Origin of the sequence: Pseudomonas sp. NPDC087614 (assembly GCF_044743485.1) — a bacterium.
Classification (GTDB): domain Bacteria; phylum Pseudomonadota; class Gammaproteobacteria; order Pseudomonadales; family Pseudomonadaceae; genus Aquipseudomonas; species Aquipseudomonas baetica_A.
The window spans coordinates 46,008-57,264 of record NZ_JBIUWN010000034.1 but is presented as its reverse complement, the minus strand read 5'-3'; the positions used below and the strand labels follow the sequence as shown (position 1 = coordinate 57,264).

General features: G+C 57.5%; 13 protein-coding genes. 7 read left to right on the top strand and 6 right to left on the bottom strand.

All coding sequences use genetic code 11. From position 1 onward, the window contains the following. Window positions 1-100 precede the first annotated feature (100 nt). From ACIOWA_RS14810 to ACIOWA_RS14800, 3 genes are all read left to right on the top strand, one after another. Window positions 101-349, top strand: a complete 249-nt coding sequence (locus ACIOWA_RS14810) for a cation:proton antiporter (RefSeq protein ID WP_401160450.1) — start codon at window positions 101-103, stop codon at window positions 347-349. A 167-nt stretch (window positions 350-516) separates the two neighbouring features. Beyond that, window positions 517-1,710: a GAF domain-containing sensor histidine kinase gene (locus ACIOWA_RS14805; protein ID WP_339466038.1), complete on the top strand. Its 1,194-nt coding sequence runs from the start codon at window positions 517-519 to the stop codon at window positions 1,708-1,710. Between the two features lie 153 nt (window positions 1,711-1,863). Continuing rightward, the gene (locus tag ACIOWA_RS14800; RefSeq protein WP_339496039.1) at window positions 1,864-2,550 is read left to right on the top strand and encodes a phytanoyl-CoA dioxygenase family protein; all 687 of its coding nucleotides are present in this window, start codon (window positions 1,864-1,866) and stop codon (window positions 2,548-2,550) included. A 113-nt stretch (window positions 2,551-2,663) separates the two neighbouring features. On the opposite strand, the gene ACIOWA_RS14795 is transcribed toward ACIOWA_RS14800, so the two are convergent. After that, window positions 2,664-3,005 carry a hypothetical protein gene (locus tag ACIOWA_RS14795; protein WP_339433009.1) on the bottom strand — a complete coding sequence of 114 codons (342 nt, stop codon included), beginning with the start codon at window positions 3,003-3,005 and terminating at the stop codon, window positions 2,664-2,666. An 86-nt stretch (window positions 3,006-3,091) separates the two neighbouring features. Further along, window positions 3,092-3,730 carry an ATPase gene (locus tag ACIOWA_RS14790; protein ID WP_339466041.1) on the bottom strand — a complete coding sequence of 213 codons (639 nt, stop codon included), beginning with the start codon at window positions 3,728-3,730 and terminating at the stop codon, window positions 3,092-3,094. Between the two features lie 169 nt (window positions 3,731-3,899). On the opposite strand from ACIOWA_RS14790, the gene ACIOWA_RS14785 reads away from it, so the two are divergent. Continuing rightward, a complete protein-coding gene (locus ACIOWA_RS14785) occupies window positions 3,900-4,148 on the top strand; it encodes a hypothetical protein (RefSeq protein ID WP_339433007.1) in 249 nt (82 codons plus the stop codon). A 135-nt stretch (window positions 4,149-4,283) separates the two neighbouring features. Then, a complete protein-coding gene (locus ACIOWA_RS14780; protein ID WP_339433006.1) occupies window positions 4,284-4,778 on the top strand; it encodes a PaaI family thioesterase in 495 nt (164 codons plus the stop codon). A gap of 179 nt (window positions 4,779-4,957) precedes the next feature. On the opposite strand, the gene ACIOWA_RS14775 is transcribed toward ACIOWA_RS14780, so the two are convergent. Next, entirely contained in the window at window positions 4,958-7,153 is a 2,196-nt protein-coding gene (locus ACIOWA_RS14775) for an OsmC domain/YcaO domain-containing protein (RefSeq protein ID WP_401160447.1), read from the bottom strand. Between the two features lie 103 nt (window positions 7,154-7,256). Then, a complete protein-coding gene (locus ACIOWA_RS14770; protein WP_339433004.1) occupies window positions 7,257-7,475 on the bottom strand; it encodes a hypothetical protein in 219 nt (72 codons plus the stop codon). 167 nt (window positions 7,476-7,642) lie between these two features. Here ACIOWA_RS14770 and ACIOWA_RS14765 point away from each other — a divergent pair, with 167 nt between their 5' ends. Further along, window positions 7,643-9,769 (top strand): TonB-dependent receptor family protein, encoded by a 2,127-nt coding sequence (locus tag ACIOWA_RS14765; protein ID WP_401160445.1) that lies wholly within the window; start codon window positions 7,643-7,645, stop codon window positions 9,767-9,769. 32 nt (window positions 9,770-9,801) lie between these two features. Beyond that, window positions 9,802-10,020 (top strand): hypothetical protein, encoded by a 219-nt coding sequence (locus tag ACIOWA_RS14760; protein WP_401160443.1) that lies wholly within the window; start codon window positions 9,802-9,804, stop codon window positions 10,018-10,020. Window positions 10,021-10,213: 193 nt separating this feature from the next. Here the strand turns inward: ACIOWA_RS14760 and ACIOWA_RS14755 are convergent, their stop codons facing one another. Further along, window positions 10,214-10,513 carry a hypothetical protein gene (locus ACIOWA_RS14755; RefSeq protein WP_339496026.1) on the bottom strand — a complete coding sequence of 100 codons (300 nt, stop codon included), beginning with the start codon at window positions 10,511-10,513 and terminating at the stop codon, window positions 10,214-10,216. A 178-nt stretch (window positions 10,514-10,691) separates the two neighbouring features. After that, entirely contained in the window at window positions 10,692-11,135 is a 444-nt protein-coding gene (locus tag ACIOWA_RS14750) for a GNAT family acetyltransferase (RefSeq protein ID WP_339496025.1), read from the bottom strand. Window positions 11,136-11,257: the final 122 nt, after the last annotated feature.

Genomic DNA, 11,257 nt, shown 5'->3' with positions numbered 1-11,257 from the left:
GGAACGCCCGCACCTGTCCTTAAAATACAAAACGCCCGATGCAGTGCATCGGGCGTTGGGGTGAAACAGGTGTAAACCTATTTCAGGACTAGACAGGCTAATGACGGTCGGGGTTCCGATTGCAGTTCTGGGCGAACGTTTTCGGCTACCAAAGGGCTCATGGAGCGTGATGACGTGGGGCGGCCTGCGCGGCGGCATTTCGGTGGCGTTGGCGTTGACACTGCCGCCGGGAGAGGCTCGTGATGTCGTGGTATCGCTGACCTATTCGGTCGTGGTGTTTTCGATCCTGGTCCAGGGCATGTCCATAGGCAAACTGGTCAAACGCGTGATTCCATGCACCGACCGATGAAGTTCGCACCAGCCTTGGGCCGTGGCAAACAGGCCCATCCATCGCCATCTGAAGCGAAGGCACTGAGCTGAATTGCAAAAACCTCACACTCAGTCGTCCAACGCGCCTATTCGCCATAAGCGCCAATAAAAGATAGTCTTTGGCCCACATCCTTGAAGCGTCACCCCATGACCAATCCCGAGTTTTTACCCGACATTGAAGCCATCCGCAGCATTGACGCGGTGCCCGTGATCCTGCGCATGGTCAAACACCTGACCGGCATGCGCTTCGCGGCAGTTGCTCGCGTGACTGAAAGTCATTGGGTGGCGTGCGCTGTCGACGATTCGATTGATTTCGGCCTGCAACCCGGCGGCGAACTGATACTCGAATCGACCATCTGCCATGAGATCCGGCAACACAAGCAGCCGGTCATCTTCGGCAAGGCCAGCGAACACCCGGTCTTTTCACTTCATCACACACCGAAAACCTATGGGCTGGAGAGCTACATTTCCATTCCGATCGTTAAGGCCAATGGTGATTTTTTCGGGACGCTGTGTGCCATTGACTCACTCGCGGCCAATGTCGAGGAACCGGCCATTACCCAGACGCTCACACTGTTCGCGCAGTTGATTGCCATGAACCTCGACAGCCAACGCCACCTTCACGCCACCAGAACCGCCTTGGACACTGCCAATGAACTGGGCAGGCTGCGCGAGCAGTTCATCGCGGTACTGGGACATGACCTGCGAACGCCGTTGAGCGCCATTCGCATGAGTACCGATCTGCTGGAAACCAAAACTGAAGACAAGCGCTCACTGAAGTTGCTTTCGGCGATCCGCAAAAGCTCTGTGCGCATGGGTGTGCTGATCGAAAACATCCTCGATTTTGCCCGGGGACGGCTGGGAGGCGGGATTCCAGTCCAACGAAAACTGGTGGATGACTTGCAGCAAACACTGCTGATGACGCTTGAAGAGGTTCAGGCATCCCACCCGCACGCAACGTTCATTCACGCGCTGGACGTGCCGGCAGGGGTCTATTGCGACGCATTGCGTATCAGTCAATTACTCTCCAATCTGCTGGGCAATGCAGTCACTCATGGCTCAACCACTGCACCGATCATCCTCAACGCCTATTCCGAGAGCAACGACATTGTCATTACGCTGACCAACCAGGGCACGCCGATTCCGGCGCAGTTGATGCCGCTGTTGTTCGAGCCCTTTTCCCGGTCCGAAGCCGGGCAGCGCTACGAGGGTTTGGGTCTAGGGCTCTATATCGCATCGCAGATTGCGGCGGCGCACAACGGTACCTTGAGCGTCACCTCGGACCTCGAAACGGGAACATGCTTTGCGGCGAGATTCCCGGCTCAGTTCAAATGGGCTTGACCAGGCGCCACGTACTTACGCCGTCTGAAGGAGATTCGTCAGGATCTCCGCCCCCTGATCGATAAACTGCGGCAACAGCGCCGCCGAGCGATCTGGCGCTTGAATCAGTCAATGGCTATACCTTCTGTGCTGCGACATCCTGCCGAGGAAACCATGACTGAGCGTGAACAACTGCATCGCGATGGCTATGCCCTGCTCCGACACGCCATCCCCACCGAATGGCTGAATGAGCTTCGCAGCGTGTTCGATGCGAACGTGATGCCCTCAGATCAGTGGCCAACCCCGCGAGGCGCTCAGTGGCGCCATTCACTATTGGACCTTGATCCAACGATTCAGGCTGTGTGTCGCTTGCCGCCGTTGCTGGCCGTGGCAGGCGAGCTGATCGCGCAACGGTTTTTCCTCGCGCAAGTGGAGGGTCGCGAACCGCTCGCGGGTAACGGATATCAACCGTTGCACCGCGACTTGTCGGCGCAACGGCCGGGCGACATGGTCAACGCTCTGGCTTTTTTCGACGACTACGGCCCTGAAAATGGCGCGACGCGTATCGTCCCCGGCAGCCACCGACCTGAGCCGGAGCCATCGCCCTTGGACTTCAATGATGAGTCGCGGTCTGTGCAGCTTTCAGGCGGCGCTGGTGACATTCTGGTGTTTGATGCGGATCTGGTGCACGCGGGCAGCCTGAACCTGAGCGGGGCACGCCGGCGTAGCGTCCTGATCAGCTTCCGTTCGGAGTCGTTGTATGCGTCGCATCTGCAAACCTTGAGCCTGCGAGCCGTGCGGATGGACACCCGCGAGCGCTTCGAACCTTGCGGCTTGTATTCATTCTCAGCGGGCACCTGATCGCCAGACAGCGAGCAAAAAAAAGCCCCGCGACCGAATGAAGGCGCGGGGCAAAAAATTGGTTGGTTGCGGCCAACCAAAGGAGCTCTTTTACATACGGCTACCGGGCGAAATCAGATGCAATCCTGAGCGGCCCGTTCAAAAGTCGATGGCAGGAAGTTCGAAGCCAGCAAGTGGCGCTCATAAAGAAACACCTTGCCGCCACTGCCGGCCTTGTAGGCTTCCAGTACGTTATCGGCCGCCACCTTGCTCGGCACCACGATCCGGAAGCTGCGCTGGGTCTGCGAGACGGTCGGGTTCAGCGCACTGCCCTGCAATTTCGGTACGACGCAATCGGCGTACTGTGCGGGCGTCTTGCTGGTCTGCAAGGTCAGGGTCGGGTCGTTTGGCGCGCTGGCGCAGCCGCCGAGCAACAAGGTCATGAGGGCCATGGCTGGCACGAATAAAAGACGCATCAGTGTCATCCTGAAAATAAAAGTTCGGTTCAACCGGCAACGGTCTCGCTTCACCGCGTCGCCGATGCCATTGATGTGTTAGGTGCTCAGCTCGCGGACACCAGGGCCTTGAGCGAGTTGTCGAACTGCTTCAACGCGCTGAGTTGCAAGTCACGTTGTTTCTCGATCTGCGCGGCAATTTGCAGCGGTGCCTGGTTGTGTACCCAGGCCGAGGGCAGTTGTTTTTCCACCGCGCCTTCAGCTTTGCCGATGTATTGCAGGTCGGCATCGTAGAAACGTGCAGTGAAACGCGCTTCGACCAGGCTGTTGCGTTGGGTCAACAAGCGATTGAACGTGTCGAGTTTGACCACAACATCCGGGTGCGCCTGCACCAAGGCATCGAGGCTGTCGTAAACGGTTACCGACAGAAACTGTTGTTGCAACGAACTCATCAACCAGTCGATGGCCAGTTCCGGATCAGAGCTTTCGACGAAAGCTTCGCGAATCCGCGAGTCGAGCGCATCTTTCGCGCCGTTGACCGCCATGGCGTGGTAACGCTCAAGGTATTGCAGGTTGTCCCGAGTGTTTTCGCTGTACAGCACACCGACGGTTTGCGAGCGCTGCAACGTGGCACTGCTGCCGGTAATCGATTGAAAGTGACACGAGCGGGCATCGTCTGCGTAGGTCGGTGCAGCGGCAGCGCTCATCAGCAGGGCGGCCAGTACCAGTCGGGTCAACGTGTTCATCGCGCAAATTCCTTGAGTTGCGTATTCGATGGAGGCGATTTTCCGCCTCTTGCCGACAAAGCAGAACTTGCGTTTCTTGATGGTGACTATTACTTCTAGCAATAGTTACGCGCCTTGCAGACTGATACACACTCAATACAAATAGAAAAACATGAATGAGGAAACCTTCTTGAGAACGTTCGACCTGATCCGCGACGCCGTTCTACCCGATTTTCGCGAGCGAGTGTCTGAATACCTGGTCCAGTACGAAAGCGTATTGCTGGATAAAACCATCTCCGATCCGCAGTACATCCGCGATACCGCCCATCAGTTGCGCGGCTATCTGCGCGGTCTGAACACCACGCGGGTATTGGGGATGGCGTATTGGGAGGAACTTGATCGACGGGTTGTCGATACGTGGCTCGCTCCCGAGCAATGACCTGCGGTGCCGATGTGCTGCACATCAATACGCGTTCGGCGAAAACGGCCCTAACGCTTACAATCGCCCCTCCGACCGGCCTTGCAAGAAATGCCTGCGTCTGACCGGACTCACCACGCCAGGATGACCAACCCCATGTCCAGCCTCGACACCTCCCTGCAAGACAGCGCCGCGCCTGAAGGCGTTTGCTACGGCTGCGGCGGCCGCAATCCGCACGGGTTGCACATCAAAAGCCACTGGCATGAAGACGGCGTGCATGTCCTCGCCGAGCATATGCCGGACGCCAAATACTGTGGTTGGCCGGACCTGGTCTACGGCGGATTGATCGCGATGCTGGTCGACTGCCATTCCAACTGGACGGCAATGGCCTATCACTACCGTGCGCAAAATCGCGAGCCTGGCACCCTGCCCCGCATTGACTGCGTGACCGGCAATCTCGGCATCAAGTTCATCAAACCGACGCCGATGGGCATTGCGCTGACCTTACGGGCAAAAGTCGAAGGTGAAGTCGGGCGCAAGACCCGGGTGATCTGCGAGGTGTTTGCGGGGGAGGTGCTGACAGCGGTGGGTGACTCGGTGTTTGTGCGGGTTGATACGGGGCAATTGGCCGATGCTGCGCATGGTCGCTAAGTATTGGCGGCTGGAAGAAGTGCCAATGCGTATGAAAGAGCAAGTGACCCTTTTCCTGCGCGCAATCGGCGGTGGCGACCTTGAATTGAAGTGACCCGATTCGACCTGATCAGACCGTCAACCGGTGGCAAGGAAGCTTGCTCCCTCGCCACCGGTCATCACGGCCACGTTTTACAGGATCAGCCCTTCACATTTGCCCGCGCCGAATGCAGCTTCTTGTAGCTCTCGATCAGACGCAAATGCCGATCCAGACCTTCCAGTTTCAGACTGGTTGGCGTCAGACCATAGAAGCGCACGCTGCCGTTTACCGAACCGATCGCCGCATCCATCCGCTCGTGACCGAACATACGGCGGAAGTTGGCTTCGTAATCGGCCAGTTCCAGGTCTTCGTCGAGCTCCATTTCCAGCACCACGTTCACGGCTTGATAAAACAGGCCGCGCTCAACGGTGTTGTCGTTGTATTGCAGGAAGGCTTCGACCAGATCTTTGGCCTGATCAAACTTCTGCAAGGCGAGGTAGATCAGCAGGCGCAGCTCAAGAATCGTCAGCTTGCCCCACGGCGTGTTGTCGTCGAACTCGATGCCGATCAGCGTGGTGATATCGGTGTAGTCGTCCAGCTCGCTTTTTTCCAGGCCCGTCGCCAGGTTTCGCAGGCCGACTTTGCTCAGGTTGTGCAGGTTGAGGATATCGGCGCGAAATTGCAGGGCTTTGTTGGTGTTATCCCAGATCAGGTCTTCGACCGGATAGATTTCCGAGTAGCCCGGCACCAGGATGCGGCAGGCCTTGGCGCCAATGTGCTCGTAGACCGCCATGTAGGCTTCTTTGCCCATGTCTTGGAGGATGCCGAACAGTGTGGCGGCTTCTTCGCCATTGGAGTCTTCACCTTGGCCGGAGAAGTCCCACTCGACGAATTCGAAGTCCGGTTTGGCGCTGAAAAACCGCCACGACACCACACCGCTTGAGTCAATGAAATGCTCGACGAAGTTGTTCGGCTCCGTCACGGCCTGCCCCGAGAAGGTCGGCTGCGGCAAGTCGTTCAGGCCTTCGAAACTGCGCCCTTGCAGCAATTCGGTCAGGCTGCGCTCCAGCGCGATTTCAAGGCTCGGGTGCGCGCCAAACGACGCGAACACGCCGCCGGTGCGCGGGTTCATCAAGGTGACGCACATCACCGGGAATTCACCGCCCAGCGACGCATCCTTGACCAGTACCGGGAAACCCTGCTCTTCCAGTGCCTTGATACCGGCCAGAATGCTTGGGTATTTCTCCAGCACGTCCTGCGGTACATCCGGCAGCGCCATTTCGCCTTCGAGGATTTCGCGCTTGACGGCGCGCTCAAAGATTTCCGACAGGCACTGCACTTGCGCTTCAGCCAAGGTGTTGCCGGCGCTCATGCCGTTGCTGAGGAACAGGTTTTCAATCAGGTTGGACGGGAAGTACACCACTTCATTGTCCGAGTGGCGCACAAACGGCAGCGAGCAGATGCCGCGCTGAGTGTTGCCGGAGTTGGTGTCGATCAGGTTCGAACCACGCAACTCGTCATCGCGGTTGTAGATATCGAGGCAGTAGGGGTCGAGGATTTCACTCGGCAATTCGTCTTTCGGGCCGGGCTTGAACCAGCGTTCGTCCGGGTAATGCACGAACGGCGCATTGGCGATCTCTTCGCCCCAGAACTGATCGTTGTAGAAGAAGTTGCAGTTCAGGCGCTCGATGAACTCGCCCAGTGCCGAGGCCAGTGCGCCTTCTTTGGTCGCGCCCTTGCCATTGGTGAAACACATCGGTGACTGTGCATCGCGAATGTGCAGCGACCAGACGTTGGGAACGATGTTGCGCCACGAAGCGATTTCAATCTTCATGCCCAGGTCGGCAAGGATCCCCGACATGTTGGCGATGGTCTGCTCCAGCGGCAGGTCCTTGCCGGCAATGTAAGTGCCCGCCTGCGAATCCGACATCGGCATCAGCAATGCCTGAGCATCGGCATCGAGGCTTTCGACCTCTTCGATGATGAACTCAGGACCGGTCTGTACGACTTTCTTCACCGTGCAACGGTCGATCGAGCGCAGGATGCCCTGGCGATCCTTGTCGGAGATGTCCGCCGGCAATTCAACCTGGATCTTGAAGATCTGGTTGTAGCGGTTTTCCGGGTCGACGATGTTGTTCTGCGACAGGCGAATGTTATCGGTAGGAATGTTGCGGGTGTCGCAGTACAACTTCACAAAGTAAGCCGCGCACAGGGCCGACGACGCGAGGAAGTAGTCGAACGGCCCCGGTGCCGAGCCATCGCCCTTGTAGCGAATGGGCTGATCGGCGATCACCGTGAAGTCGTCGAACTTGGCTTCAAGTCGAAGGTTGTCGAGAAAGTTGACCTTGATTTCCATGCGGGATTACCAGAATACGGCTAAACGAATGGCGGCCATTATCCGGTTTTTGAGCGGGAAGTCTTGTGCTTTCGGGGTTGGCCGCCAGGTGGCGCCACCCAATCTATTGGCCTTGTGCCCGGCCTACGCCCTTGGTGAATACGCTGCCCGCATCCCGTACCAACTGCCGCCACTCGGTGCTGCTGATCAGTCCTTGTGCCTCCATATTGTCGGCGGCCTTGAGCAACTCGTCATACTGCTGCTCCGGGTCCATCTGCGAGTTCGCCTGAGTCGCCAGTTCGCGCCACGCTGACAGTAATTCTTTCTTTCGCTGCTCGAACATTGGGTGATCTCGTTTGGGACTTGCTAGATAGAAACAAGGGACACCCCGCCGGTTCAGCGCAGTCGACGGGCGGCGTCCTGGGCAAAAACCGAATCGCCATGTGTTTCCTTCGTTCTTTCTTGCGTCGCACTGTTCATTGCCCGTTTCTCTTTGCTGGAGTTCTCTCGATGCCCTCGCCTAAATCCCTGCCCACTGCCCTGCTGAGCCTGGCCCTCGCCTGCCCGGCCATGGCCGAGACTCAAGGCATTGAGTTGGGACAGGTACTGATTTCGGCAGAGGACCGCAGCGCTACGCACGCTTCTGTTGAAGACGCCAAGGCCCGCTTGGAGCAAGTGCCCGGCGGCACCAACGTGGTCGACATGCGTCAACCGTTGCAAGGTCGTGTGGCGAGCAATCAGGATGTGCTGGCTTATCAGCCGGGGGTTTACGCGCAGTCGGCGGGCAATGAAGGCGTGAAGATTTCAATCCGTGGCTCGGGCATCAACCGCGCACCGGGCGCCCATGCGTCGGGGCTGTACACGATGCTCGACGGCCTGCCTCTCACCGGCCCCGGCGGCACACCGTACGAATTGCTCGAACCGTTGTGGGTCGACCATGTGCAAGTGCTGCGCGGGGCCAACGGTTTTGATCGTGGTTCACTGGCGCTGGGCGGTGCCATCGATTACGTCAGCCACACCGGCTACGACGCGCCGACACTGCAAGTGCGTTACGCCACCGGTAGCCATGGCTATCAGCAGCGTCAGGTCAGTTCCGGACAAGTGCTGGGCGACTTCGATTACTACCTATCGCTGACCGACTCGAACGCCGACGGCTATCAGGATCACACCGCCAGCGAGAGCAAAGGCGTGATCGCCAACGTCGGTTATCGCTTCAACCCGAACCTGGAAACGCGGTTCTACATCCGCTACCGCGAGACCGACAACGACCTCGCCGGGCGCGTGACCAAGCACGCCATCGAACACGATCCTCGCGCGGCCAACCCGGCTTACGTGTCCCGCGACGACAGCCGCAAACAGCCAGGCAGCACCTTCATCGGCAACAAAACCACGTTCTACATCGACGACGATTCGAGCATCCAGACCGGTCTCGTCTACCACGATTACCCGATGGACCTGCGCGAAGGCCCCAACCGCCTGAAGGTCGCCTACACCGACGTCAGCGGCACCTTCGACTACAAGCGCCGCGACACCCTGCTTGGCATGGAAAGCCGCAGCAGCGTTGGCCTGCGCGTGACCAAACACCTGCCCAACGACGGCGCCAGTGAATTTGTACGAATCCCCACCGGTAATACGGCCCACTACGCGCCCGGCACGCGCATGCGCAACTTCACTTATCAGGGTTCGGACACCGTTCTGCATGTTGGCAACGACCTGGAAATCGCCGACGACCTGTGGCTGACCACCGGCCTCGCCGCCATCTACACCCGTCGCGAAAGTGCCGTCACCTACCCCGAAGGGGGTGGCAAAACCAGCATGAACGACTGGGACTACGCCCCGCGCCTCGGGCTGCGTTACCAGATCGCGCCTGAGGTGCAAGTGTTCGGCAACCTCAGTCGCGCGGTCGAGGCGCCGCACCCGTGGTCGCTGATCTACAGTTCCAACGTGCGCTTCCCGGCGGGTAACGGCGCCGCCACCGGCACCCAGAAAGACCCGATCAAACTGCAAAACCAGACCGCCACCACCCTGGAACTCGGCGGACGCGGCGACAGCGTCCTCGGCGAATGGAGCCTGGCCTGGTACTACGCACAAGTGCGTCACGAATTGCTGTCGGTGCTGCCGGACGCCAACGCGGTAACGCCTTACGAACTCAATGCCAGCCCGACCATCCACCAAGGCGTCGAAGCCAGCCTTAACAGCAAACTCTGGTCAGCCGCCGATGGCAGACAGTTGAGCCTGCGTCAGGCATACACCTTCAGCGACTTCCACTATCGCGATGATGATCGTTTTGGCGACAACCGTTTGCCGGGGCTGCCGATGCACTACTACCAAGGGGCGTTGCGTTACGACTGGCCGCAGGGGTTCTTCGCTGCTGTGAATACGCAACTGGTGTCAAAAGTAGCGGTGGATTACGCCAACAGCTACTACGCCGATCCGTATGCGCTGTTTGGCGCGACTGTGGGTTACAACGCGCCGAAGGGTGACTGGCAGACTTGGGTGGATATGCGCAATCTGACCAACAAGCGCTATGCGGCGACGGTCACGCCGGGGTATGACGACAAAGGGCTGGATGCTGCGCGGTCGACGCCGGGTGAAGGGATGGGGGTTTATGTCGGGGTTTCGTGGAGTTTGCTCTGAAGCCAATCAGCGGACTAATGAGTGAGGTGCGGATGGAGCGCCAATCAAAACTGGAAATCGAGCGCGCCGCCTATGACAACTTCCTCCGTCTTTGGGATATCGGCGAGTTCGAGGGCCAGCGTTTTGGCCAGGCTTTCTATAACCACTTCCGCTTGCATCGAATTACCGATCAGACGCTTTTGCACCGGCTCTACAATACTGACGGCAAACAGGCGCTAAAGGTAATTGGCAGCGTATTTCAGATCCCGTAAGCCTTAGAATATTCAGGCTTGGCATGCATTGAATGTAATACGCACTTTGCTCGAAATAAAAACTGCCCGACCAGCCGTTGTAAAAACAAGTTCTCAAGCAAAACCAGAGCAATTAAGCAATCAGGAAAATCCTTAAGCGGGCCTTGATAAAAAAGAGCGCGTGCGAGTCAATAGAAACCACGCGCCTCCTTGTTTATTGCAGATTAAGCAATGCAAACAGTCCGACGATTACCATGAGTACCGAGAGGTACTGCATGGGCACAAAAAACAACGTGTGCTTTTTGCGAAAAACCACTTCGCCACCGGTGGCTGGATCAATATAGGTTTTGCCGGGTGCATTATTCAGCTTGTGGCCAATATAAGCATTGGCAGCCGCCGCAACCAGTAAACCGATACCGACACCAAGACCATTGGGAAGCCCGGCGAAAGATATCAAGCCCACCAAAGGAAAAAGAATAGAAAGGATGCCCCAGCCTTGCCAGATAAGAAACATAACGTGTCCCTGTTAATTTTTAAGGCGCGCAATCTAACAACAATCAGCCGCCTCAGCAACATCTAGCAATATATTATGCAGATCACAGCGATCATTGCTTTCCGAGAGCCGCCAAAGACACTAAAGCGTCCCGTCTTTACGCACTGTTCCTCGCTCTTCGGCTTTGGCAGAGCGTAATTTACTCCCTGGGTATCGTGATATTCGACTCGATCTTCTTCCCCATACTGATACGCGGTTCGGTCGAGTAGCCCAGAGACTCGTAGAAGCTTTTGACGCTTTCATTTGTGCTGACGATCTGTAGATTGATTTTCATACAGCCACGCAGGATCAAGGCGTTCTCAGCATGATGTACAAGTTTTGCGCCCAAGCCTTTTCTACGATGGACCGGATGCACTGCAACCGCATACAACCACCCACGATGGCCGTCGTACCCCGCAAGAACGGTACCGACAACCTCATCCCCTGCCAGCGCCACAAAAAAGAGCCCATCCGTAACGGCCAGTTTTTTGTCTATGGCAAGGCTGGGGGTGTTATGCGCGGTTTCGTAGCCGAAAACAGCTTCCCATAGCGCCATGACGGCGACGCGATGGTGCTCATTTGAGTAGTTGGCAATAACATCCATGGCGCAGCCCCTGAGTCGAATGGGACGACGCTATCTCTCTGTGAAGCCAGTGTCCACTGGCCTCGTTGGGTCAAAAGCGGCTCAATGCCGACAGAGTGCTCCGTGTCATTGCATGGATTTGA

What these genes read in the sequence shown, in the direction of transcription:
- ACIOWA_RS14780 (WP_339433006.1), top strand. Translation starts at nt 4,284, where the DNA reads ATGTCCAGCCTCGACACCTCCCTGCAAGACAGCGCCGCGCCTGAAGGC.
- ACIOWA_RS14755 (WP_339496026.1), bottom strand. Translation starts at nt 10,513, where the DNA reads ATGTTTCTTATCTGGCAAGGCTGGGGCATCCTTTCTATTCTTTTTCCT.
- ACIOWA_RS14765 (WP_401160445.1), top strand. Translation starts at nt 7,643, where the DNA reads ATGCCCTCGCCTAAATCCCTGCCCACTGCCCTGCTGAGCCTGGCCCTC.
- ACIOWA_RS14770 (WP_339433004.1), bottom strand. Translation starts at nt 7,475, where the DNA reads ATGTTCGAGCAGCGAAAGAAAGAATTACTGTCAGCGTGGCGCGAACTG.
- ACIOWA_RS14750 (WP_339496025.1), bottom strand. Translation starts at nt 11,135, where the DNA reads ATGGATGTTATTGCCAACTACTCAAATGAGCACCATCGCGTCGCCGTC.
- ACIOWA_RS14795 (WP_339433009.1), bottom strand. Translation starts at nt 3,005, where the DNA reads ATGCGTCTTTTATTCGTGCCAGCCATGGCCCTCATGACCTTGTTGCTC.
- ACIOWA_RS14800 (WP_339496039.1), top strand. Translation starts at nt 1,864, where the DNA reads ATGACTGAGCGTGAACAACTGCATCGCGATGGCTATGCCCTGCTCCGA.
- ACIOWA_RS14775 (WP_401160447.1), bottom strand. Translation starts at nt 7,153, where the DNA reads ATGGAAATCAAGGTCAACTTTCTCGACAACCTTCGACTTGAAGCCAAG.
- ACIOWA_RS14810 (WP_401160450.1), top strand. Translation starts at nt 101, where the DNA reads ATGACGGTCGGGGTTCCGATTGCAGTTCTGGGCGAACGTTTTCGGCTA.
- ACIOWA_RS14790 (WP_339466041.1), bottom strand. Translation starts at nt 3,730, where the DNA reads ATGAACACGTTGACCCGACTGGTACTGGCCGCCCTGCTGATGAGCGCT.
- ACIOWA_RS14805 (WP_339466038.1), top strand. Translation starts at nt 517, where the DNA reads ATGACCAATCCCGAGTTTTTACCCGACATTGAAGCCATCCGCAGCATT.
- ACIOWA_RS14760 (WP_401160443.1), top strand. Translation starts at nt 9,802, where the DNA reads ATGGAGCGCCAATCAAAACTGGAAATCGAGCGCGCCGCCTATGACAAC.